Consider the following 22,146-nt stretch of genomic DNA (forward strand, 5'->3'; position numbering starts at 1 on the left):
TGTTCCCCCTCCAGGGCGGAGAGGGAACCGGATTATGCAGCGTCAGATTTCAAGCTGTGCCCGAATCTTTAGCGCAATGCTTTCTGCCTGCGGGCCCAGAATAACCTGCGCATTCTGCGTACCCATTTTGAGAATACCTTTCGCGCCCAGGGATTTCAGCACGGGCTCATCCAGCACGCTGTTATCAACGAGCGTCAGACGCAGGCGGGTAATGCAGGCATCGACAATCCTGAGGTTGTCTTTGCCACCCAGTGCCGCGATGTATTGTGCGATGGCTTCGCTTTGATCGTCAGAATTACCCGCTACAGCCTCGTCGTCTTCGCGGCCCGGCGTTTTCAGCTTAAAGAAGCGAATCGCGAAGGTGAATACGACAAAGTATATCGCGAAGAACAGCACGATCAGTGGGATCAGGATCCACGGCTTAGTAGCCAGTCCCCAGTTGAGAACGAAGTCGATAAGCCCGGCAGAGAAACCAAAACCGTGCAGTACGCCGAGGCTGTTGGTGATCACCATGCTCACGCCCGCCAGTACCGCATGCAGCGCATACAGAGCAGGGGCAAGGAACAGGAAGGAGAACTCGATGGGCTCGGTAATGCCGGTCAGGAAAGCGGTCAGAGCCACAGAAAGCAGCATCCCCCCTACGGTAGCGCGACGTGCTTTCGGTGCGGCGAAATACATCGCCAGCGCGGCACCCGGCAGGCCTCCCATAAAGATCGGGTAAGCCCAGGCCATGTAAACGCCTGCATGCGGGTCACCGGCGAAGAAGCGGTTAAGGTCGCCACGGGTCAGGTCGGTTGCAATCTGCGTGATGCTGGAACCGTCAATACCCGGTACAGCACCGCCAACCACCAGCCCTTTTACCACGTCAGGGGCCAGACAGATATTGTGTACCGCGCTGGCGGCATCGTAAGTCACTTTCAGGCAGTCGCCGAGACTAAACCAGAAGACGGAGTGCAGAATGTAATGCAAACCGAAGGGGATTAGCGCGCGGTTCAGGACACCATAAATAAACCACCCCGGTTCGCCGCTGCGGGAGACAAACAGGCTGAAGGTATCAATACCGTGCTGCACGGAAGGCCAGACATACCCGCAAATCCAGGCGATGAACAGGCAAATAAGCCCGGTTACGATCGGCACCAGGCGTTTGCCCGCAAAGAAGGCGAGAAAGTCCGGAAGTTTGGTGTTTGAGAAACGGTTGTAGCAGTGACCCGCGACGACACCGGCAATGATCCCGGCGAAGAAGGACATGTTAATGGATGAGTTTATGACGGCCGTGGCTTTGGTAAGCACCAGGAAACCCACCGCCCCTGCGAGGGCTGCAGCACCGGCGTTGTCTTTTGCCAGACCAATGGCGATCCCTAAGGCAAACAACAAAGGTAGACTGTCAAAGATACCGCCACCGGCGCTGGCTATAAACGGAATATTAAAAACATCAGGCTGCCCGAGGCGTAATAATATCGCTGCAACGGGCAGGGTGGCGATTGGCAACATCAGGGCTTTACCCAGACGTTGCAGATAACTAAATGCGTTCATGAGAGTGGATTCCAAAAAGGACTTAATTCACGACGAAAAATAACACCTTTTATTTTAATGCGAAAGTCCCTGTAATAAAAATGTGATGCGGAATAAATTAATTTTTATTATATTTTATCAGCGAATTGTTCACGGCATAAACAATGATGAAGTAACTAATTTGTTCCGGTTTTAAACTGGTCGTGCTTCAGTTATCACGTTTACTCACCGGCATCATCAGTTCTCTCAGGCGCTCTATGCGCGCCTCCGGGCTGAGGTAGAGCCAGCGAAACAAAATATGTTCTGATTTTTTAGCCTGTTTAAAATAGGCGGAAAGGTAGTTGAGTTCTTTGCTAAAGGTGGTCATGGGATGTCTCCGGCTAATGGGTCTATTTTTAGGATAAGCCGAAAACAGGGAATAAAACAGGCTGGCGTTTATCAGGTGTTCCGTATTTAAATATTGATGGATGTAATGGTTAAGGGATTAATGTTGATGATTTATCTTGTTTGTATTTATGTCCTGAATAGAATTCGCAAAAAAAAGCCCCGGGACATCGGGGCAGCGGATAATATCATCCAATGGTTAAGTGAGCGTGGCAAGAGATTACGGGTTACGCGGGCAGCGATTTCAGCAGAGCGAAAGCCTCCTTCATCCGATCTTCGCTAACCACAAAGGCGCGTACCTGACCTTCGGCGTCAGAGCCGCGTGCAACCATTCCGTGAGGTTCAATGGCAATCTGCCAGCTCAGATCCATGCGCTGCGTCTCCCCCGCAAGATGCAACGGTAACTCTGGCGTTTTAACCTTCACCAGCATGGCGGGGAGTTTCAGCGGTGCGCTGCCGCCGAGCAGGTTTTTCGCCAGATACATGGCGCTCAGCTGTATCGGCTGCAGGAAAGGCAGCACCTGACCGTTGATTTCAGCGCAGTCGCCTAACGCGTAAATATCGGGCTGCGTGGTTTGAAGGTAGCTATTTACCTTCACGCCACGGCCTGTTTCGGCGCCTGCACGATGCGCCAGCGCAGTTTCCGGGCGCAGTCCCGTCGCCGCGATAACCACATCCACCTCAACGCTGCGGCTGCGGTCGAGCGTGGCACGAATACCGCCTTCGGTTTTGCGCAGGCTTTGCAGCTGCGATTTCAGCAGCAGATGCACCCCCATGTCAGTCAGACGATGCTGTAAGCGACTGCTTACTTCTGCGGGCATCAGCGCCGACAGAATGCTCGCCGCATGGTCGACCAGGGTAACGGCTTTGCCTGCCCGGCTGAAATCCATCGCCAGTTCGGTACCTATCAGTCCGCCGCCGACAATCATCACGCGCTTTGCGTCGCGAAGCGCCGTTTCGCTGGCCTGATACGCCTGCTGGCTGTTGAGGGTGAGCATCAGCTCGCGGCCCTCAATCGGCGGCACGAAAGCAGAGGCACCCGTGGCGAGCACCAGCCTGTCGTACTGCCAGGTCTTCTCTTTTGCTTTCACCACGCGGGCGGCGGCGTCGATATCGGTGACCCAGGTGTACGGAAACAGACGCAGGTTGAACTGTTCCGCGAACTCCCCCGCCGTCTGGCGGGTGAGGTCTTGGGCGCGCTGATTCTGGCTAATAACGTGGCTTAAATCAGGCTTGTTGTACTCGTCCATGCTGTCGGCGGCAATCACCGTCAGCGGCACGCTGGCATCCTGCTTGCGGATGTTTTTCACCAGCTGACGGGCGGCAAAGCCCGAGCCGATGATGACGATACCGTTGCTCATTTTGCCTCCGTACCCAGTTCGTCAAAGACGTCCTTACCGAGGGAACATTCCGGGCAGAGGAAATTGTCCGGCACGTCGCGCCACGGCGTGCCCGGGGCAACATCCTGCAGCGGTTCGCCCAGGTCAGGATCGTAAATCCACTGGCAGACGCTGCACTGCATGCGCGGGCCGAGATCGGCGGCTGCCGCGGCGGCACAGGCGCAGGCTTCCTGCTGTTCGGGTGCTTTTGCCGCCACTTCCGGCAGCGGAGCGAGCGCCCACTGACGGGCAATGTCGCGACCGTGCTGGCGACAGATCTCCAGGGCGTCGATATCCGGGCGCCACTTGGCCTTCAGGCTCATGGACATCTCAAAGCCCGCATCCTGTAAGCGGGTGGAGAGACGGTCTACCGCGCCGCCGCTCCAGCCGTGGGAGCCAAAGGCGCTGGCGCGCTTGTTGCGAAAGCGCAGGCCGGTCATCTCTTCTACCAGACCGGCAATTTTCGGCATCATCACGTTGTTCATGGTGGAGGTGCCCACCAGCACGCCCTTAGAGCGGAACACGTTGGTTAACACCTCATTCTTATCGCTGCGCGCCACATTGAAGATTTTCACCGCCACGTTCGGGTCCACTTCGTTGATGCCCTGGGCAATGGCGTCCGCCATCATGCGGGTGTTGTTGGACATGGTGTCGTAGAAGATCGTGATGCGGTCTTCCTGATAATCCGCCGCCCACTTCAGATACAGCTCGACGATCTGGGTCGGGTTCTCACGCCATACTACGCCGTGGGAGGTGGCAATCATCTCCACCGGCAGGTTGAAGCCGAGGATTTCGGTAATTTTTGGCGTCACCAGGCGGCTGAACGGGGTCAGGATGTTGGCATAGTACCGCTGGCACTGCTCGAACAGCTCTGTCTGATCCACTTCGTCATTAAACAAACGTTCGTCGCAGTAGTGCTGGCCGAAGGCGTCGTTACTGAACAGCACCGCGTCATCGGTCATGTAGGTCATCATGCTGTCCGGCCAGTGCAGCATCGGGGTTTCCACGAAGATCAGCTGCTTGCCATTACCGATATCCAGCGCGTCGCCGGTTTTCACGGTGTGGAAGTTCCACTCTGGATGGTGGTGGTGGCCGTTGATCGAGTCGATGGCGTTGGTGGTGCAGTAGATAGGTGTGTTCGGGATGTAAGACATCAGCTCGGTCAGCGCGCCGGCGTGATCTTCTTCCGCGTGGTTGATGATGATGTAATCGATGGCGTCGAGATCGATTTCGCTGCGCAGGTTCTGCACGAACTCGCGGCTGAACTTGTGATCGACGGTATCGATCAGCACGTTTTTTCCTTCGCGGATGAGATAGCTGTTGTAGCTGCTGCCGCGCAGCGTTTTGTATTCCGTCCCGTGGAAATCGCGCACTTCCCAGTCACGTTGACCGACCCAATGAATGTTATTTTTAACCAGAATAGACATAGCAACCTCTACGTAATACAGCATTTTCAAATAAGATGGTTTGCTTATATCAAGTTGCGTGCCAACTTTTATTTTATTGATTTTACTTAATTAATATTTTTATGATCCGTAATGGGTAGTCATTATGACTATTCAAAACAGTGTCACTATGACAACATGCATTGTCAAAATGACAGCGAGGCAGACATGAGCTTTTCCGTAGACGTGCTGGCGAAGATCGCCATTGAGCTGCAAACCGGTATCGGCCATCAGGACCGCTTTCAGCGGCTGATCTCCACGCTGCGCCACGTGCTGGCGTGCGACGCCTCGGCGCTGCTGCGCTACGAAGGACGACAGTTTATTCCCCTGGCGATCGACGGCCTGGCGAAGGATGTGCTCGGACGGCGCTTTACCCTTGAAGGCCATCCGCGTCTGGAAACTATCGCCCGCGCGGGTGACGTGGTGCGCTTCCCGGCGGACAGCGACTTGCCCGATCCGTACGACGGGCTTATTCCCGGACAGGAGAGCCTGAAGGTACACGCCTGTATCGGCCTGCCGCTGTTTGCTGGGCAGAATCTGATTGGCGCGTTAACCCTCGACGGCCTGTCGCCGGACCAGTTCGACACCTTTAGCGATGAAGAACTGCGCCTGATTGCGGCGCTGGCCGCCGGGGCGCTTAACAACGCGCTGCTGATTGAACAGCTGGAGAGCCAGAATATTCTTCCCGGCAGCCCGGCGGCGTTTGAGCAGATAACGCACACAGAGATGATTGGCCTCTCTCCGGGCATGGCGCAGCTCAAAAAAGAGATTGAGATTGTTGCCGCCTCAGATTTGAACGTGCTGATCTTCGGCGAAACCGGCACCGGTAAGGAGCTGGTGGCGAAATCCATTCACGAAGCCTCGTCGCGCGCGATTAACCCGCTGGTGTACCTCAACTGCGCCGCGCTTCCTGAGAGCGTGGCGGAAAGCGAGCTGTTTGGTCACGTTAAGGGAGCGTTTACCGGGGCCATCAGCAACCGCAGCGGCAAGTTTGAAATGGCCGATAACGGTACGCTGTTTCTGGATGAAATTGGCGAGCTGTCGCTGTCGCTACAGGCCAAGCTGCTGCGCGTGTTGCAGTACGGCGACATCCAGCGCGTGGGGGATGATCGCAGTCACAGAGTGGACGTTCGCGTGCTGGCGGCGACCAACCGTGACCTGCGTGAAGCGGTGCTGGCCGGGCAGTTCCGCGCCGACCTGTTCCACCGCCTGAGCGTGTTCCCACTTACCGTGCCGCCGCTGCGCGAGCGCGGGGACGACGTGGTGCTGCTGGCGGGCTATTTCTGCGAGCAGTGCCGTCTCCGGATGGGGCTTTCCCGCGTGGTGCTGAGCCCGGGGGCGAGGGCGCATCTGTTGAGCTACGGCTGGCCGGGCAACGTGCGCGAGCTGGAGCATGCGATCCACCGTGCGGTGGTACTGGCGCGGGCGACGCGCTCGGGTGACGAAGTGGTGATCCACGCGCGGCATTTTGCGCTGCAGGATGAAACCGCACCGGCTGTCGTGCAGGCGGCGCCAGAAATAGCGAATGAAAATCTGCGTGAAGCCACGGAGACGTTTCAGCGTCAGATGATTACCCGCGCGCTGGAGCAGAATAACCGTAACTGGGCGGCGTGCGCCCGGGCGCTGGAGATGGACGTCGCCAACCTGCACCGGCTGGCGAAGCGTCTCGGACTGAAGGGTTAGATAATCCCGGCCTGATAGAAATCCTGCAGGTTGATGGCACCGCACAGTCTGCCGGCGTCATCCACCACCGGCGCGGCGGTGATTTTGCGCTTCATCAGCACCTCTTTGGCTTCAATGGCGCGGCTCTCGGCGTTCAGCGTCAGCCCGCCCTGGGTCATGGCGTCCGACACTTTGGTTTCCAGCTTGCCGCCGCCCACCAGCCAGCGGCGCAGGTCGCCGTCGGTGAACACGCCTTTGACGTACCCGTCGTCATCGCACACCGCTACCAGCCCCAGGCCGGTGCGGCTCAGCTCCAGCATCGCGTCCATGACGCTGGTATCGAGTTTGACCTGCGGAATAGCATCGTCAGTGCGCATCAGGTGGTGAACCTTGTTGAGCAGGCGTGCGCCGAGCGCCCCCGCCGGATGCGAACGGGCGAAATCTTCTTCGTTAAAGCCGCGCGCCTGCATTACCGCCATCGCCAGCGCGTCGCCCATCATCAGCGTGTTGACGGTGCTGGACGTCGGGGCGAGGTGCATCGGACAGGCTTCACGCTCAACGGAAATATCCAGCGTCGCTTTGGCGGCCAGCGCCAGCGGCGAGCGGGATTTCCCGGTCATCGCCAGCAGGGCGACCGATTTTTCCTGCAGGCGCGGAATAATCAGGTCCAGCTCTTTGGCCGAACCGGAGTAGGAGATAAACAGCATTACGTCGCGGCTTTCTATCATCCCCAGATCGCCGTGCAGCGCCTCTGCAGGATGCACGAAGAACGCCGGGGTGCCGGTGCTGGCGAGCGTCGCAGCAATCTTTTTGCCGATATGGCCGGATTTACCGATGCCTGCCACGATCACTTTGCCTTCGCAGTGGATAATGGTGTTGGCGGCGCGGACAAAATCCTCGCCCAGACGTTCCGGCAGGCGGCTGGCTTCCTGCAATTCCAGCATCAGCGTCTGGCGGCCCGTTTCTAACAGAAAATCACTCATCTCTTTCTCCGGTTACGATCACGTCGATGCCTTTCTCTTCCAGCGCTTTCCTGAACGCCGGGTCGATACCCGCGTCGGTAATCAGCTTATCAACGCTTTCCAGGCTACAGACAATGTTGGGGCTTTTGCGGCCAAACTTCGACGAGTCTGCCATCAAAATTACTTCCCGCGCGGCGTTGCACATGGCTTTACTGACGCTGAACACCTCGTTGAACGTCGTAACGCCCGCGTTCAGGTCGATGCCGTCGGTGCCCATGAACAGTTTATCAAAGCTGAAATGGTCGAAGGCGTTCTCCGCCAGCTGGCCGTGAAATGAAGCGGATTTTTTGCGGAAGGTGCCGCCGGGCATCAGGATGGTCTGCTCGCTGTCGAACTCTGACAGGGCGTTGACGATGTGCAGGCTGTTGGTCATCACCGTGATGTTGTTAAAGCGGCTGAGCAGCGGGATCATCTGCAGGACGGTGCTGCCGGCGTCAAGGATAATGGAGTCGCCATCGTGGATAAATTTCACCGCCGCTTCGGCAATCAGCGCCTTCTGGTGGGTGTTGATCAGCGTTTTGTGATCGATAGGCGGGTCCGCTTCATCCTTATTGAGCACCACGCCGCCGTAGGTTCGAATGACGGCGCCAGAGTTTTCGAGCAATACCAGGTCCTTGCGTATTGTCGTGCCGGTGGTGTCAAAGTAGTGGGCCAGATCCTCTACCGAACATTTTCCCTGCTTTTGCAGATGTTCGAGAATGGCCGCCTGCCGCTGACGAGGTTTCATAGGCGCTTCGTTCCTTAGGTTGCGAAATGATAATTTCGCAAGTCTATAGCTTTCACAACGAAATTATCCATGTTTCAGATTAAGCGCTAATGATAGTGCATTCTGACAGAGTGGATCATGGGGAAAGATCACATCAGGCTGCAATTCCTGCAACGAAATGCCGTTAATTGCCTGGATTTTCACCGGACGGGCAAAGACGGTCATGCCGCGCATGAGCAGTGAATCGCAGACGTTATTGTTTTCATCCAGCGCAATAGCCACGACGACCCGCGGTTTGAAGCGTCCGCCGGAACGTCCGACTCCGACGCGACCTTTCTGACACAGGGCATCAAACGCGCGATTAAACTGGTGGATTTGCCAGCCGCCGAACGCCATCTGGCAGAGCCAGGCGAGGGCGGCAACGGTGATGAGTGCGGTGACCATATCGGCTCCTTTAATTGCCGGGTGGCGGCTGCGCCTTACCCGGCCTACGTGGTGTTGTAGCCCCGGTAAGCGCAGCGCCACCGGGGAATGAACTCAGAACATGACCTGCCCACCGGTGACGTTAATCGACTGTCCGGTGCAGTACGAGGCTTTCGGGCTGGCGTAAAACAGCAGCATGTTCAGCACGTCCTGATAATCGCACCCGCGCTTCAGCGGCACTTTATCGATGTAGTACTGCTCCACTTCCTCAGCCTTGATGCCGAGCTTGGTGGCGTACTGCGGCAGCAGGGACTGGAACATCGGCGATTTCAGCAGGTTGCCCAGCATCAGCGAATGCACGGTAATGCCGTATTCGGCCAGATCCAGCGCCAGAGACTGCGTCAGCCCCACGCCGCCAAATTTCGCCGCGCTGTAGCCGGAGTTATGCTTGCTGCCCACTTTCCCTGATTTTGAGTTGATCTGAATGATGCGCCCCTGAATGCCGTCGCGGATCATCAGACGGGAAAACTCGCGGGCGCAGAGGAAATAGCCCACCAGATTCACCTGCAGCGAGCGGTCAAAATCCCCCAGTTCGAAATCGCTGATAAAGGCCGCTTTCGCAATCCCCGCGCTGTAGACCAGCAGGTCGGTGCGTCCAAAAATCTCGTCCACGCCGCGGGCCAGCGCCATCACGCTCTGCTCGCTGGTGGCGTCGGCACCAAACCCGTACGCCATCCCTTCGCCAAACTCGGTGTTAATGGTGTCCGCCACGCGGGCGGCTTTTTCACTCTGAATGTCCACTACCGCCACGCGATAGCCCTCAGCGGCAAGCCCACGGCAGAGGAACTCGCCTAAGGTTTGTCCTCCACCAATGACAACGGCAACCTGACTCATGTGTTTCTCCTTAATTACGCAACAAATTTTAACGTGCAGCCTGGGGTGACAGCCTGCGGAACCGGACCCTCAACGTGAACCGTACCGGGATACTCCGCCTGCGGCTGGCCGTCGAAACGCAGGGTGATGTGGCCCAGCTCGCGCAGGTTTTGTTCGGCCACGTCGCCGACGGCGGTCACGGCATAGCGCGCCTCGCCCAGTTCAAGCTGGCTTCCTGCCTTCAGCTCACCGTTAAGCTCGCCGTGGCAGTGGATAAAGCAAAACTCTTCGATATCCGCAGGCGCCCCTTCCCGGAAAGTGATCAGCATCTGGTCGCTCAGCGCGTCGGCGGCGCTCTGGCCGATGCGGGTAATGGTGGTCTGGTAAATCACGGTCATGACAGGAACCTCTTATTGATAAATAAAGCCGGAGACAAACCAGGCAATCAGCACCGTCGGCGCGCCCGTCAGGAAGCGGCTGACCAGCACGGACGGCACGCCCACGCGCACGGTGTCCTGGCGCGCTTCCGCCAGCGACAGCCCCACGGGTATGAAATCGCACGCTGCCTGGGCGTTAATGGCAAACAGGGCGGGCAGGGCGAGGTGCGGAGGAATGTTCCCCAGACCAATCTGCACGCCAATCAGCACGCCGATGACCTGGGCAATCACCGCGCCCGGGCCGAGGAACGGCGACAGCAGCGGGAAGGAGCAGATCAGCGCCAGCGTCACCAGGCCGAGCGGGTGGCTGGCGAGCGGGGCGAGCCCGTGGGCAATCCAGTCGCCCAGGCCGGAGGCCATGATGATGCCGATCAGCGCCGAGACGAACGCCATAAACGGCAGAATGGTCTTCAGCACAGTGTCGATGGTGTCGCGCCCGGACTGGAACAGCACCGCCACGGCGGAACCCATGCCCATCCCGACCTTCGCCAGCAGGCCGTCGCTCTGCTCGGTGATTTTCTTGCTGGTGTCGTACTCGCGCGGGGCCGCTTTTTGCGGCGCGGGGTTGCCATTCACCAGCGTGATGTTGTCCTCCTTCACGCCTGAGACATAAATGTCTTCAAGAATGTACTGCGCCAGCGGGCCGGATTTTCCGGTGGAGTGAATGTTCACCGTCGGAATGCGGCGCTTCGGGTAGATGCCGCAGCGCAGCGTGCCGCCGCAGTCGATCACCGCCACGCCGATTTCCGCTTCCGGCGGTTCCCCTTCCTTGAAGCCGTCGACCGCTTCCCAGCCGGTCAGCTCGCGCAGCCTGTCGACGATCGCCGGGCGCGTCCCCGCGGTGATGTAAACAATCTTTTTGCCTTCGGTGGCGTCGAACTCCAGCGGGCCGCCCCAGCCGCCCGTGCCTTTCTCAATGCGGATCCGGTTCATGCTGTGGCTCCTGAAAGATGAACTTTCTGTTCAAGCTGGATGCCCATTTTTTTCTCAAAAATGGCGGTGGTGAGGTCGGTCACCCAGCCGCGGAAGAAGTTGGTGACCAGGCCGACCAGCAGATAGCTCACCGCCAGCGGGCCGAGCGGCAGGCCAAGCGTGGTGAGACCGCTGGCGATCCCGAGATACACAAACAGCTCGCCGGGGTTGATGTGCGGGAACAGGCCGTTCATCGAATGGCAGCTGTAGGAGGCGGCGGCGTAATAGCTCGGCTTGTACTTTTCCGGCATGAAGCGACCGAGACTTAAGGTCATCGGGTTGCAGAACACGAAGGTGCCGATAAAGGGCAGTATCAGGTAGCGGGACAGCGGATTCCCGGCACAGCGCTGGGCGAAGCGTTCAATACGCTGCTGGCCGATAAAGTTGATCAGCGCGTTCATGATCACCAGCAGGCTGATCAGCAGGGGCAGGATCCCGGTCACCATGCCGGTGAACACTTCTCCGCCTTTCTGAAACAGCCCGATGAACCACTCGGCGCTGTGGGTGATGGTTTCTATCATTCTTCTCTCCTGTGGGGCGTTTGTTTTTGTCTATCTGTGGCTAATAATAATCACTTTGAAAGGTTTTAAAGTGTTAGTTAGATCTCACAATGAAAGAAAAATGGATTATTTTGAAAGTTAATTGACGTGGTGAATGATTTTCGGTGTAAAAAAGCGCGGATTTGCGTGGGGGAGGTGCGTACCGCTTCCTTGAGGTGTTGCGGATGCTTTACCATACTGGGTTCTTATCGAACCCGTTAAATGGATGTCTCATGTTCAAGCGTCGTTATGCAGCGCTGTTGCCTGCGCTTATTCTGCTGTCTGCCTGTAGTAGCAAACCTAAGACCGAAGCCGTTCAGCAAACGGCGGGCGCGCCTTCCGGAGGATTCCTGCTGGAGCCGCAGCACAATATGATGCAGATGGGCGGCGACTTCGCGAATAACCCGGCGGCCGAGCAGTTCATCGATAAAATGGTGAGCAAACACGGCTTTGACAGACAGCAGCTGCACGAAATTTTGTCTCAGGCCAAGCGTCTGGACTACGTGCTGCGCCTGATGGACAGGCAGGCGCCGACGGCCCAGGTGCCGAGCGGGCCAAACGGCGCGTGGCTGCGCTATCGCAAACAGTTTATTACCCCGGACAACGTGCAAAACGGCGTGGTGTTCTGGAATCAGTATGAAGATGCGCTCAACCGCGCGTGGCAGGTGTACGGCGTACCGCCTGAAATCATTGTCGGGATTATTGGCGTGGAAACCCGCTGGGGCCGCGTGATGGGTAAAACCCGCATCCTGGATGCGCTGGCGACGCTCTCCTTTAACTACCCGCGCCGCGCGGAGTATTTCTCTTCCGAGCTGGAAACCTTCCTGCTGATGGCGCGCAACGAGCAGGACGATCCGCTCGATCTGAAAGGGTCGTTTGCCGGCGCGATGGGCTACGGCCAGTTTATGCCGTCGTCCTATAAACAGTATGCCGTCGACTTTAACGGAGATGGTCACATCAACCTGTGGGATCCGGTGGATGCCATTGGCAGCGTGGCGAACTACTTCAAAGCGCACGGCTGGGTGCCGGGCGGCCAGGTGGCGGTGCAGGCGAACGGTCAGGCGCCGGGGCTGGAAAATGGCTTCAAAACCAACTACAGCATTTCGCAGCTGACCGCGGCAGGCTTAACGCCAACGCAGCCGCTGGGTAATGCGCAACAGGCGAGCCTGCTGCGTCTGGATGTCGGAACGGGCTATCAGTACTGGTACGGCCTGCCGAACTTCTACGCCATTACCCGCTATAACCACAGCACTCACTATGCGATGGCGGTGTGGCAACTGGGGCTGGCTGTATCGCAGGCCCGCGTGCCGGCGGCGTCACCGTTTAGTCAGTAAGCTGCTCCGACGGGTAGGCCGGGTAAGGCAACGCCGCCACCCGGCATGGCGGCGCGCACGGTGCGGCCTGATGCCCTCACCCTGACCCTCTCCCACGGGAGAGGGAAGTTTTGCAGAAACATTTCGCCACACTCCCTTTTAAACCCTCCATTTACATCTTAACCGTCTTTTATTATTGTTATGTTATAACGTTTAATGCGGTATCGACATGTCAACGTCCCTTTTTTCTCTGTCTGCTCTGGTTCGGCTTTTGCTGGCGCTGGTGCTTGTTGTCTTTATCGGGCTGGCCGTGCGCTGGGCGGTGGCATTGCCATGATCGTGATGAATGAACTGGTCGCGGGTTATGAACGCCTGCCCGTTACGCGACCCCTCTCGGGCACGATTGAGCGCGGAAGCATGACCGCGATTGTCGGCGCTAACGGCTGCGGGAAATCCACCTTACTGAAAACGCTCGCCGGGTTTATCCCGCCCGTCAGCGGTGGCTTCCGCTGGCAGGGTAAGCGTCCGGTAATCGGCTGGCTGGCACAGCGTCACGCGCTGGAGGCGCAGTTTCCGCTGACCGTACAGGACGTCGTAAGCATAGGCTGCTGGCCGGGCATTTCGCTTTTCTCCGGGTTTCGTCGCGAAACGCGGCTGCGCATTGCCAGTGCGCTTGAGCGCGTTGGGCTGGCATCCATGGCGTTATCCACCATCGATGAGCTCTCCGGCGGCCAGTTCCAGCGCATGCTGTTTGCCCGCGTCCTGGTGCAGCAGGCGCCGCTGGTAATGCTGGATGAACCCTTTACCGGGGTCGATGAGGCCACCTGCAACGTGCTGATGGATGTGATGCTGGAGATGTATATGCAGGGGCAAACACTGCTCGCGGTACTGCACGACAGCGAGCGCGTGTCGCGCCACTTCCCGCAGACGTTGCGGCTGGATGCTGACGTTCCCCAGTGGAAAACCGAGCGGGTGAGGGTGGCATGATCTGGCATCTCTTTTTTCAGCCGTTTATTGAGTACGGCTTTATGCGTCGCGCGCTGGTGGTTTGCCTGGCGCTCTCCGTCAGCACTACCGCGCTTGGCGTGTTTCTTCAGCTGCGCCGGATGAGCCTGATGGGCGATGCCCTTTCTCACGCCATTTTACCGGGCGTCGCCGTGGGATACTTGCTCAGCGGCATGTCGCTGCTGGCGATGAGTATGGGCGGTTTTATCGCGGGCATTACCGTGGCGCTGCTGGCTGGTCTGGTCAGTCGCCGCACGCCGCTGAAAGAAGATGCCAGCTTTGCCGGGTTTTATCTCGGCTCACTGGCGCTGGGGGTTACGCTGGTGTCGCTTCGCGGGTCGAATGTCGATCTGCTGCATCTGCTGTTTGGCTCCATCCTCGCCGTGGACAACGACGCCGCGCTGTTTGTCACGGGCGTGTGTATGTTCACCCTTATCGTGCTGGCAATGTTTTATCGCGGACTGGTTACCGAAGCGTTTGACACCGCCTGGCTACAGGTGAACGCCCGCTGGCTGCCCGGCCTGCTGCACGGACTGTTTCTGGCGCTGCTGGTCCTTAACCTGGTGGCCGGTTTTCAGGTGCTCGGCACGCTGATGGCCGTCGGGCTGATGATGCTGCCGGCCGTGGCGGCACGATGCTGGGTACGCACGCTACCGGCGTTACTCCTGATGGCGGGTATCAGCGGTATTTTCTGCGCATGGCTGGGGCTGAGCCTCTCCTGGGCGATGAGTCTACCGGCCGGGCCATCCATTGTGCTCACCGCCAGCGCGCTGTTCTTTATTTCCATTTTATTGGGTACGCGAAGCAGGCTCGCTGGCAGTCTGCGGGCGTATTTTTAACGCAAGGGGAAACGATGAAACGTACAGGATTAGTAGTGGCGCTTGCGCTGGGGATGATGTCGCACGGCGTGATGGCGAAAACGCTGAATGTGGTCACCAGCTTTTCGATACTGGGGGACATCACCCAGGAGGTGGGCGGTGACCATGTGAAGGTGACGACGCTGGTCGGGCCGGACGGCGATCCGCATACCTTCGAACCGTCGCCGAAAGACAGCGCGGCGCTGAGCAAGGCCGATGTGGTGGTGGTGAACGGCCTGGGGCTGGAGGGCTGGCTTGACCGTCTGGTGAAAGCCTCCGGGTTCAAAGGACAGCTGGTCGTCGCCTCAACCGGGGTGAAAACCCACACGCTTGAGGAAGATGGAAAGACCGTGACCGATCCGCACGCGTGGAACAGCGCGGCGAACGGGGCGCTGTATGCGCAAAATATTCTGAACGGGCTGGTGAAAGCCGATCCGCAGGACAAAGCCGCGCTGGAAGCCTCCGGTAAACCCTATATCACGCAGCTTAACCAGCTGGATAGCTGGGCCAAAACGCGTTTTAGCGCGATCCCGAAGGATAAGCGCAAGGTCCTGACCAGCCATGATGCGTTCGGCTATTTCAGCCGCGCCTACGGCGTGACGTTTATGGCGCCGCAGGGGCTGTCGTCTGAGAGCGAAGCCAGCGCGGCGCAGGTGGCTGAGATTATCAATCAGATCAAAGCCGACGGCGTGAAAACCTGGTTTATGGAAAATCAGCTCGATCCGCGTCTGGTTAAACAGATTGCGTCGGCGACGGGCGCGCAGCCTGGGGGCGAACTTTATCCGGAAGCGTTGTCGGCAAAAGGCGGAGTGGCAGACACCTACGTTAAGGCGTTTCGCCACAATGTGAACACTCTCGCTGACAGCATGAAATAACCTTTCCACCGCCGGTGCGTCCGTACCGGCTTTTTCTGAAGCCCCCTCGTAAAACCTGAAGTGCATCCCCACATCTGACGAGAAAGTGCTATCTTGTGCAGCACGTTTTTCTGATGCCTGGAGCGAGAATGACTGACCATGAATTGATGCAGCTTAGCGAGATAGTGGGCCTTGCGCTGAAGCAGCGTGGCGCGACAATCACCACTGCGGAGTCCTGCACCGGCGGCTGGGTGGCGAAAGCGATTACCGATATTGCCGGCAGTTCCGCCTGGTTTGAACGCGGTTTTGTGACCTACAGTAACGAAGCTAAAGCACAGATGATTGGCGTGCGGGAATCCACGCTTGAACAGCATGGCGCGGTCAGCGAACCGGTAGTGATCGAGATGGCGATTGGTGCGCTCAAAGCGGCGCGGGCCGATTACGCGATTTCCATTAGCGGCATTGCGGGCCCGGACGGCGGCAGCGACGTGAAGCCTGTTGGCACCGTCTGGTTTGGGTTCGCCACGTCCAAAGGGGAAGGGATCACCCGCCGGGAGTGCTTCAGCGGCGATCGCGAAAGCGTGCGTCGTCAGGCAACCGTTTATGCGTTAAAAACGCTTTGGCAACAATTTCTACAAAACACTTGATACTGTATGACCATACAGTATAATTGCACCAACAGAACAGAAATCCACGGTGAAGCACAGTCGCTTCTCCCGGCATGACAGGAGTAATAATGGCTATCGACGAAAACAAACAGAAAGCGTTGGCGGCAGCACTGGGCCAGATCGAAAAGCAATTCGGTAAAGGCTCCATCATGCGCCTGGGTGAAGACCGTTCCATGGATGTGGAAACCATCTCCACCGGTTCGCTTTCTCTGGATATCGCGCTGGGCGCTGGCGGTCTGCCTATGGGCCGTATCGTAGAAATCTACGGGCCAGAGTCCTCCGGTAAAACCACCCTGACGCTGCAGGTGATTGCCGCGGCACAGCGCGAAGGTAAAACCTGTGCGTTTATCGATGCCGAGCACGCGCTGGACCCTGTTTATGCCCGCAAACTGGGTGTAGATATCGACAACCTGCTGTGTTCTCAGCCGGACACCGGTGAGCAGGCGCTGGAAATTTGTGACGCGCTGGCGCGTTCTGGTGCCGTTGACGTTATCGTGGTCGACTCCGTTGCCGCTCTGACGCCAAAAGCGGAAATCGAAGGTGAAATCGGCGACTCTCACATGGGCCTCGCGGCACGTATGATGAGCCAGGCGATGCGTAAGCTGGCGGGTAACCTGAAGCAGTCCAACACGCTGCTGATCTTCATCAACCAGATCCGTATGAAAATTGGTGTGATGTTCGGTAACCCGGAAACGACTACCGGTGGTAACGCACTGAAATTCTACGCCTCTGTCCGTCTGGATATCCGCCGTATCGGCGCGGTGAAAGAGGGCGAGAACGTGGTGGGTAGCGAAACCCGCGTGAAGGTTGTGAAGAACAAAATTGCCGCGCCGTTCAAACAGGCCGAGTTCCAGATCCTCTACGGCGAAGGTATTAACTTCTTCGGTGAGCTGGTTGACCTGGGCGTGAAAGAGAAGCTGATTGAAAAAGCGGGCGCCTGGTACAGCTACAACGGTGATAAGATTGGTCAGGGTAAAGCGAACGCGATCTCCTGGCTGAAAGAGAACCCGGCTGCAGCGAAAGAGATCGAGAAGAAAGTGCGTGAGCTTCTGCTGAACAACCAGGACTCCACGCCAGATTTCGCGGTTGATAGCGCGGATGCTGAAGAAACTAACGAAGATTTTTAATTCTTTCGTTTAACAATGAAGGGCTGCTGATGCGGCCCTTTTTGCATTTCTGAATCAGCAGGTTTTTTATGAGTGAACCGACAACTCGTCGACCCGCGTATGCACGCCTACTGGATCGCGCGGTGCGCATCCTGGCCGTGCGTGACCACAGTGAACAGGAGCTGCGGCGAAAGCTGTCGGCACCGGTGATGAGTAAAAACGGGCCAGAAGAGATTGATGCCACCGCGGAAGATTATGATCGCGTGATTGCCTGGTGCTATGAGCATCGCTATCTTGATGACGAGCGTTTTGCCTCGCGGTTTCTCGCCAGCCGCAGCCGCAAAGGATATGGGCCCGCGCGCATCCGGCAGGAGCTAAACCAGAAAGGGGTAGCCCGGGAGTCCATCGAAAAAGCGATGCGCGAATGCGACGTTGACTGGTGCGAGCTGGCAAAAGAGCAGGCCATTCGTAAGTACGGCGAACCGCTGCCGCGTGAATTTTCAGAAAAAGTCAAAATCCAGCGCTTTTTGCTCTACCGCGGCTTTCTGATGGAAGATATTCAGGATATCTGGCGTAATTTTGCCGATTGAACGCATGCGGGATTTTACTTCCCACTAAAGAAAACTTATCTTATTCCCACTTTTTCCAGTAGCTGGTCTGTCCAACGGTTTACCGATACAGGCTGGCTACGACATTTCGTTAGCTTGATTTCAGGATAATTATGAGCAAGAGCACCGCTGAGATCCGTCAGGCGTTTCTCGATTTTTTCCATAGTAAGGGACACCAGGTTGTTGCCAGCAGCTCCCTGGTACCGAACAACGATCCGACTCTGCTGTTTACCAACGCCGGGATGAACCAGTTCAAGGATGTGTTCCTTGGTCTCGACAAGCGTAATTATTCCCGCGCTACAACCTCACAGCGTTGCGTGCGTGCGGGCGGTAAACACAACGACCTGGAAAACGTCGGTTACACCGCGCGTCACCACACCTTCTTCGAAATGCTGGGTAACTTCAGCTTCGGCGACTACTTCAAACACGATGCCATTCAATATGCGTGGGAACTGCTGACCGGTGAAAACTGGTTCAACCTGCCGAAAGAGCGTCTGTGGGTTACCGTCTATGAAACCGATGACGAAGCCTACGAAATCTGGGAAAAAGAAGTCGGGATCCCGCGCGAGCGCATTATTCGCATCGGTGATAACAAAGGCGCACCATACGCGTCTGACAACTTCTGGCAGATGGGTGATACCGGTCCTTGCGGCCCGTGCACCGAGATCTTCTACGATCACGGCGACCATATCTGGGGCGGCCCTCCAGGCAGCCCGGAAGAAGACGGCGATCGCTACATTGAGATCTGGAACATCGTCTTCATGCAGTTCAACCGTCAGGCCGACGGTACGATGGAGCCGCTGCCGAAACCTTCCGTTGATACCGGTATGGGTCTGGAGCGTATTGCCGCAGTACTGCAGCACGTTAACTCCAACTACGAGATTGACCTGTTCAGCACCCTGATCAAAGCCGTTGCGAACGTTACCGGCGCGACCGATCTGAACAACAAATCGCTGCGCGTTATCGCGGACCACATTCGTTCCTGCGCGTTCCTGATTGCCGACGGCGTTATCCCATCGAATGAAAACCGTGGCTACGTGCTGCGTCGTATCATTCGTCGTGCCATCCGTCACGGCAACATGCTGGGCGCGAAGGACACCTTCTTCTATAAACTCGTTGGGCCACTGATTGGCGTAATGGGTGCTGCCGGTGATGAGCTGAAACGCCAGCAGGCGCAGGTAGAGCAGGTTCTGAAAACCGAAGAAGAGCAGTTTGCGCGTACACTGGAGCGCGGTCTGGCGCTGCTGGACGAAGAGCTGGCGAAACTTAAGGGCGACACGCTGGATGGCGAAACCGCTTTCCGCCTGTACGACACCTACGGCTTCCCGGTTGACCTGACGGCGGACGTTTGCCGCGAGCGCAACATCAAAGTTGACGAAGCGGGCTTCGAAGCCGCGATGGAAGAGCAGCGTCGTCGCGCGCGTGAATCCAGCGGTTTCGGTGCAGACTACAACGCGATGATCCGCGTTGATAGCGCGTCAGAATTCAAAGGTTATGAGACGCTGGAACTGACCGGCAAAGTGACCGCCCTGTTTGTTGACGGTAAAGCCGTAGACAGCATCAGCGCGGGTCAGGATGCGGTAGTCATTCTGGACAAAACGCCGTTCTACGCCGAATCCGGCGGCCAGGTTGGCGATAAAGGCGAACTGAAAGGTAATGGTTTCAGCTTCAGCGTCAGCGACACCCAGAAATACGGTCAGGCGATTGGTCACCAGGGCAAACTGGTTTCCGGTTCTCTGAAAGTGGGCGAGGGCGTCCAGGCTAACGTGGATGAAGCTCGCCGCGCGCGCATTCGTCTGAACCACTCTGCAACCCACCTGATGCACGCTGCCCTGCGCGACGTACTCGGTACTCACGTTGCACAGAAAGGTTCTCTGGTTAACGACAAAGTGCTGCGTTTCGACTTCTCGCATTTTGAAGCGATGAAACCGTCTGAAATCCGCGCGGTGGAAGATCTGGTGAACGCGCAGATCCGTCGCAACCTGCCAATCGAGACCCATATCATGGATCTCGAGGACGCGAAGAAAAAAGGTGCGATGGCGCTGTTTGGTGAGAAATACGACGAGCGCGTTCGCGTGCTGAGCATGGGCGATTTCTCTACCGAGCTGTGCGGCGGTACGCACGCCTCGCGCACCGGTGACATTGGCCTGTTCCGCATTGTTTCCGAGTCGGGTACGGCGGCAGGCGTGCGTCGTATTGAAGCGGTAACCGGTGAAGGTGCGATTGCCAGCCTGCATGCGCAGAGCGATCAGCTGCACGACATCGCGCAGCTGCTGAAAGGCGATAGCCAGAACCTGGGCGAGAAAGTGCGCGTTGCGCTGGATCGCACGCGTCAGCTGGAAAAAGAGCTGCAGCAGCTGAAAGAGCAGGCTGCGGCGCAGGAGAGTGCAAACCTCTCCAGCAAGGCTGTAGACATTAAGGGCGTTAAACTGCTGGTCAGCGATCTGGCGGGCGTTGAGCCTAAGATGCTGCGTACTATGGTCGACGATCTCAAGAACCAGCTTGGTTCTACCGTTATCGTGCTGGCGACAGTGGCAGAAGGTAAGGTTTCTCTGATTGCGGGCGTCTCTAAGGATGTGACCGACCGCGTAAAAGCAGGGGAACTGATTGGTATGGTCGCTCAGCAGGTGGGCGGCAAGGGTGGCGGTCGTCCGGACATGGCGCAAGCCGGTGGTACGGATGCGGCGGCACTTCCTGCGGCATTAGCCAGCGTTGAAAGCTGGGTAAGCGCGAAACTGTAATAACTACAAAGCACAAGCAGACGCCATAGCGGTAACGTTATGGCGTCTTGTTCACTGTGCTATCGATAACGATAAAGTCAGGTTGAGTTTGTGTATATCGGCTAAACTTACGTTTAACAGAATGTGATGCCGTGACTGCTTACACTTTACGTGTTTGTCATCGCTTACTTTTTGGCGTTATATGATGGATAATGCCGGGATACAAGAGACCCGACTCTTTTAATCTTTCAAGGAGCAAAGAATGCTGATTCTGACTCGTCGAGTTGGTGAGACCCTCATGATTGGGGATGAGGTCACCGTGACAGTTTTAGGGGTAAAGGGTAACCAGGTACGTATTGGTGTTAACGCTCCTAAAGAAGTATCTGTCCACCGTGAAGAGATCTACCAGCGTATCCAGGCTGAAAAATCCCAGCAGTCCAGTTACTGATATTGTCGCGTCTCGCTGTCGGGCGAGACGCAACCCTCCTGTCATTTTTCCTGCTCAACGTTACCGTTTAATTTCAAACGCTCTCTTTTTAACCACTCCGTTACCCTAAACTCGCTCTTACGCCGCCATTTCTGCATAGGTTTTCTGTGAAGATGCCTGCAAAATCCGCTTATAAAACACCCTCTTTGCGGCTTTTACATGCGAATTGCGTGTGATTTGTGCAAACGATAAAAGCTTTTGGAAAATTGTTTGACTTATAAGTCCCAGAAAGTAATATATGCGCCACGCAGCGACGAGAAGCTCTTAACGAGTAACTCGAAGCACTCGAAAGAGGCGTTGTGTGGTGAGGTGGCCGAGAGGCTGAAGGCGCTCCCCTGCTAAGGGAGTATGCGGTCAAAAGCTGCATCCGGGGTTCGAATCCCCGCCTCACCGCCATTTTGCATCCGTAGCTCAGCTGGATAGAGTACTCGGCTACGAACCGAGCGGTCGGAGGTTCGAATCCTCCCGGATGCACCATCTATTACTTCATATTGCTTTAGAAGTGATATGAATATCGAGCAGTACAGTAGTAAATCCCGATGCATCCGTAGCTCAGCTGGATAGAGTACTCGGCTACGAACCGAGCGGTCGGAGGTTCGAATCCTCCCGGATGCACCATTTACTATTTCTGAAAGCAGTACCCTGATGCATCCGTAGCTCAGCTGGATAGAGTACTCGGCTACGAACCGAGCGGTCGGAGGTTCGAATCCTCCCGGATGCACCATATTCTCCGAGATAATAGCCACGCTGTTGTTTCAAGGTCTGCGGGTTAATCGCAAGCACCAGGGAGGATAACGTTGCTTTAGCAACGGCCCGAAGGGCGAGGCGCAGCCGAGTAATCCTCCCGGATGCACCATTTACTGTTTCTAAAAGCATTTCCCGATGCATCCGTAGCTCAGCTGGATAGAGTACTCGGCTACGAACCGAGCGGTCGGAGGTTCGAATCCTCCCGGATGCACCATATTCTCCTGGATAACAGCGATGCTGTTGTTTTAAGGTCTGCGAGTTAATCGCAAGCACCAGGGAGGATAACGTTGCTTTAGCAACGGCCCGCAGGGCGAGGCGTAAGCCGAGTAATCCTCCCGGATGCACCATCTTCTCCTTCTTTGTTTATTCCTTCGACGTTCCGTCAGCAATCACACTCTCTGTCAGCGACAAAAACCACCATTTACGA

The 22,146-nt window shown here is 56.9% G+C and carries 21 protein-coding genes and 5 tRNA genes; 15 read left to right on the forward strand and 11 right to left on the reverse strand.

Going from position 1 to position 22,146, the window contains the following annotated elements; genetic code table 11:
• Positions 1–42: 42 nt before the first annotated feature.
• The 4 genes from nagE to norV all read right to left on the reverse strand — a co-directional run bounded on the left by nagE (position 43) and on the right by norV (position 4,702).
• Positions 43–1,533 carry an N-acetylglucosamine-specific PTS transporter subunit IIBC gene (nagE, locus tag P349_RS06630; RefSeq protein WP_032648026.1) on the reverse strand — a complete coding sequence of 497 codons (1,491 nt, stop codon included), beginning with the start codon at positions 1,531–1,533 and terminating at the stop codon, positions 43–45.
• Positions 1,534–1,720: 187 nt separating this feature from the next.
• Positions 1,721–1,879, reverse strand: coding sequence for a hypothetical protein (locus tag P349_RS26660; RefSeq protein WP_162837374.1), 159 nt, complete (start codon positions 1,877–1,879; stop codon positions 1,721–1,723).
• A gap of 244 nt (positions 1,880–2,123) precedes the next feature.
• Positions 2,124–3,257 (reverse strand): NADH:flavorubredoxin reductase NorW, encoded by a 1,134-nt coding sequence (norW, locus tag P349_RS06625; protein WP_032648024.1) that lies wholly within the window; start codon positions 3,255–3,257, stop codon positions 2,124–2,126.
• Complete coding sequence (gene norV, locus P349_RS06620; protein ID WP_032648022.1) at positions 3,254–4,702, reverse strand: anaerobic nitric oxide reductase flavorubredoxin; 1,449 nt, start codon at positions 4,700–4,702, stop codon at positions 3,254–3,256. Before norV ends, norW begins: the two co-directional genes overlap by 4 nt.
• Before the next feature lie 186 nt (positions 4,703–4,888).
• Here norV and norR point away from each other — a divergent pair, with 186 nt between their 5' ends.
• Entirely contained in the window at positions 4,889–6,403 is a 1,515-nt protein-coding gene (norR, locus tag P349_RS06615) for a nitric oxide reductase transcriptional regulator NorR (RefSeq protein WP_032648021.1), read from the forward strand.
• On the opposite strand, the gene gutQ is transcribed toward norR, so the two are convergent.
• The 7 genes from gutQ to srlA form a co-directional block, all read right to left on the reverse strand.
• Positions 6,400–7,365: an arabinose-5-phosphate isomerase GutQ gene (gene gutQ / locus P349_RS06610; RefSeq protein WP_024907709.1), complete on the reverse strand. Its 966-nt coding sequence runs from the start codon at positions 7,363–7,365 to the stop codon at positions 6,400–6,402. The two genes, norR and gutQ, sit on opposite strands and share 4 nt — an antisense overlap.
• On the reverse strand, positions 7,358–8,131 hold the full coding sequence (srlR, locus tag P349_RS06605) for a glucitol operon DNA-binding transcriptional repressor SrlR (RefSeq protein ID WP_021241949.1): 774 nt from the start codon (positions 8,129–8,131) through the stop codon (positions 7,358–7,360). The genes gutQ and srlR overlap by 8 nt, the downstream gene beginning before the upstream one ends.
• 63 nt (positions 8,132–8,194) lie before the next feature.
• On the reverse strand, positions 8,195–8,554 hold the full coding sequence (gutM, locus tag P349_RS06600; RefSeq protein WP_032648019.1) for a transcriptional regulator GutM: 360 nt from the start codon (positions 8,552–8,554) through the stop codon (positions 8,195–8,197).
• A 93-nt stretch (positions 8,555–8,647) separates the two neighbouring features.
• On the reverse strand, positions 8,648–9,427 hold the full coding sequence (gene srlD / locus P349_RS06595; protein WP_023294411.1) for a sorbitol-6-phosphate dehydrogenase: 780 nt from the start codon (positions 9,425–9,427) through the stop codon (positions 8,648–8,650).
• 14 nt (positions 9,428–9,441) lie between these two features.
• Positions 9,442–9,804, reverse strand: coding sequence for a PTS glucitol/sorbitol transporter subunit IIA (gene srlB / locus P349_RS06590; RefSeq protein ID WP_022649147.1), 363 nt, complete (start codon positions 9,802–9,804; stop codon positions 9,442–9,444).
• A 12-nt stretch (positions 9,805–9,816) separates the two neighbouring features.
• Positions 9,817–10,776 carry a PTS glucitol/sorbitol transporter subunit IIB gene (gene srlE / locus P349_RS06585; protein ID WP_024907704.1) on the reverse strand — a complete coding sequence of 320 codons (960 nt, stop codon included), beginning with the start codon at positions 10,774–10,776 and terminating at the stop codon, positions 9,817–9,819.
• Positions 10,773–11,336, reverse strand: coding sequence for a PTS glucitol/sorbitol transporter subunit IIC (gene srlA / locus P349_RS06580; RefSeq protein WP_032648017.1), 564 nt, complete (start codon positions 11,334–11,336; stop codon positions 10,773–10,775). The genes srlE and srlA overlap by 4 nt, the downstream gene beginning before the upstream one ends.
• A gap of 251 nt (positions 11,337–11,587) precedes the next feature.
• Between srlA and mltB the strand changes: the two genes are divergently transcribed.
• From mltB to P349_RS06510, 14 genes are all read left to right on the forward strand, one after another.
• A complete protein-coding gene (mltB, locus tag P349_RS06575; RefSeq protein ID WP_193745671.1) occupies positions 11,588–12,688 on the forward strand; it encodes a lytic murein transglycosylase B in 1,101 nt (366 codons plus the stop codon).
• A gap of 312 nt (positions 12,689–13,000) precedes the next feature.
• On the forward strand, positions 13,001–13,654 hold the full coding sequence (locus P349_RS06570; protein ID WP_032648014.1) for a metal ABC transporter ATP-binding protein: 654 nt from the start codon (positions 13,001–13,003) through the stop codon (positions 13,652–13,654).
• On the forward strand, positions 13,651–14,511 hold the full coding sequence (locus tag P349_RS06565) for a metal ABC transporter permease (protein ID WP_032648012.1): 861 nt from the start codon (positions 13,651–13,653) through the stop codon (positions 14,509–14,511). Before P349_RS06570 ends, P349_RS06565 begins: the two co-directional genes overlap by 4 nt.
• A gap of 14 nt (positions 14,512–14,525) precedes the next feature.
• The gene (locus tag P349_RS06560) at positions 14,526–15,404 is read left to right on the forward strand and encodes a metal ABC transporter substrate-binding protein (RefSeq protein ID WP_032648011.1); all 879 of its coding nucleotides are present in this window, start codon (positions 14,526–14,528) and stop codon (positions 15,402–15,404) included.
• Between the two features lie 128 nt (positions 15,405–15,532).
• The gene (pncC, locus tag P349_RS06555; RefSeq protein ID WP_024907699.1) at positions 15,533–16,030 is read left to right on the forward strand and encodes a nicotinamide-nucleotide amidase; all 498 of its coding nucleotides are present in this window, start codon (positions 15,533–15,535) and stop codon (positions 16,028–16,030) included.
• A gap of 89 nt (positions 16,031–16,119) precedes the next feature.
• Positions 16,120–17,178 (forward strand): recombinase RecA, encoded by a 1,059-nt coding sequence (gene recA, locus P349_RS06550; RefSeq protein WP_024907698.1) that lies wholly within the window; start codon positions 16,120–16,122, stop codon positions 17,176–17,178.
• Between the two features lie 68 nt (positions 17,179–17,246).
• Positions 17,247–17,747, forward strand: a complete 501-nt coding sequence (gene recX, locus P349_RS06545; RefSeq protein WP_032648009.1) for a recombination regulator RecX — start codon at positions 17,247–17,249, stop codon at positions 17,745–17,747.
• 131 nt (positions 17,748–17,878) lie between these two features.
• Positions 17,879–20,506 carry an alanine--tRNA ligase gene (gene alaS / locus P349_RS06540; RefSeq protein WP_032648007.1) on the forward strand — a complete coding sequence of 876 codons (2,628 nt, stop codon included), beginning with the start codon at positions 17,879–17,881 and terminating at the stop codon, positions 20,504–20,506.
• Between the two features lie 241 nt (positions 20,507–20,747).
• Entirely contained in the window at positions 20,748–20,933 is a 186-nt protein-coding gene (gene csrA / locus P349_RS06535) for a carbon storage regulator CsrA (protein WP_000906486.1), read from the forward strand.
• Between the two features lie 342 nt (positions 20,934–21,275).
• Positions 21,276–21,368, forward strand: a tRNA-Ser gene (locus tag P349_RS06530).
• A 4-nt stretch (positions 21,369–21,372) separates the two neighbouring features.
• Positions 21,373–21,449 (forward strand) — tRNA-Arg (locus P349_RS06525).
• 64 nt (positions 21,450–21,513) lie between these two features.
• Positions 21,514–21,590, forward strand: a tRNA-Arg gene (locus tag P349_RS06520).
• 29 nt (positions 21,591–21,619) lie between these two features.
• Positions 21,620–21,696 (forward strand) — tRNA-Arg (locus P349_RS06515).
• A 160-nt stretch (positions 21,697–21,856) separates the two neighbouring features.
• Positions 21,857–21,933, forward strand: a tRNA-Arg gene (locus P349_RS06510).
• Positions 21,934–22,146: the final 213 nt, after the last annotated feature.

It is taken from the genome of Enterobacter sp. DC4, assembly GCF_000568095.1.
Taxonomy (GTDB): domain Bacteria; phylum Pseudomonadota; class Gammaproteobacteria; order Enterobacterales; family Enterobacteriaceae; genus Enterobacter; species Enterobacter pseudoroggenkampii.

Coding starts and splice junctions, on each gene's coding strand:
- recX (WP_032648009.1), top strand. CDS start 17,247: ATGAGTGAACCGACAACTCGTCGACCCGCGTATGCACGCCTACTGGAT.
- alaS (WP_032648007.1), top strand. CDS start 17,879: ATGAGCAAGAGCACCGCTGAGATCCGTCAGGCGTTTCTCGATTTTTTC.
- pncC (WP_024907699.1), top strand. CDS start 15,533: ATGACTGACCATGAATTGATGCAGCTTAGCGAGATAGTGGGCCTTGCG.
- P349_RS06570 (WP_032648014.1), top strand. CDS start 13,001: ATGATCGTGATGAATGAACTGGTCGCGGGTTATGAACGCCTGCCCGTT.
- gutQ (WP_024907709.1), bottom strand. CDS start 7,365: ATGAGTGATTTTCTGTTAGAAACGGGCCGCCAGACGCTGATGCTGGAA.
- recA (WP_024907698.1), top strand. CDS start 16,120: ATGGCTATCGACGAAAACAAACAGAAAGCGTTGGCGGCAGCACTGGGC.
- P349_RS06565 (WP_032648012.1), top strand. CDS start 13,651: ATGATCTGGCATCTCTTTTTTCAGCCGTTTATTGAGTACGGCTTTATG.
- srlD (WP_023294411.1), bottom strand. CDS start 9,427: ATGAGTCAGGTTGCCGTTGTCATTGGTGGAGGACAAACCTTAGGCGAG.
- mltB (WP_193745671.1), top strand. CDS start 11,588: ATGTTCAAGCGTCGTTATGCAGCGCTGTTGCCTGCGCTTATTCTGCTG.
- P349_RS26660 (WP_162837374.1), bottom strand. CDS start 1,879: ATGACCACCTTTAGCAAAGAACTCAACTACCTTTCCGCCTATTTTAAA.
- norW (WP_032648024.1), bottom strand. CDS start 3,257: ATGAGCAACGGTATCGTCATCATCGGCTCGGGCTTTGCCGCCCGTCAG.
- norV (WP_032648022.1), bottom strand. CDS start 4,702: ATGTCTATTCTGGTTAAAAATAACATTCATTGGGTCGGTCAACGTGAC.
- csrA (WP_000906486.1), top strand. CDS start 20,748: ATGCTGATTCTGACTCGTCGAGTTGGTGAGACCCTCATGATTGGGGAT.
- P349_RS06560 (WP_032648011.1), top strand. CDS start 14,526: ATGAAACGTACAGGATTAGTAGTGGCGCTTGCGCTGGGGATGATGTCG.
- gutM (WP_032648019.1), bottom strand. CDS start 8,554: ATGGTCACCGCACTCATCACCGTTGCCGCCCTCGCCTGGCTCTGCCAG.
- srlR (WP_021241949.1), bottom strand. CDS start 8,131: ATGAAACCTCGTCAGCGGCAGGCGGCCATTCTCGAACATCTGCAAAAG.
- norR (WP_032648021.1), top strand. CDS start 4,889: ATGAGCTTTTCCGTAGACGTGCTGGCGAAGATCGCCATTGAGCTGCAA.
- srlB (WP_022649147.1), bottom strand. CDS start 9,804: ATGACCGTGATTTACCAGACCACCATTACCCGCATCGGCCAGAGCGCC.
- srlA (WP_032648017.1), bottom strand. CDS start 11,336: ATGATAGAAACCATCACCCACAGCGCCGAGTGGTTCATCGGGCTGTTT.
- nagE (WP_032648026.1), bottom strand. CDS start 1,533: ATGAACGCATTTAGTTATCTGCAACGTCTGGGTAAAGCCCTGATGTTG.
- srlE (WP_024907704.1), bottom strand. CDS start 10,776: ATGAACCGGATCCGCATTGAGAAAGGCACGGGCGGCTGGGGCGGCCCG.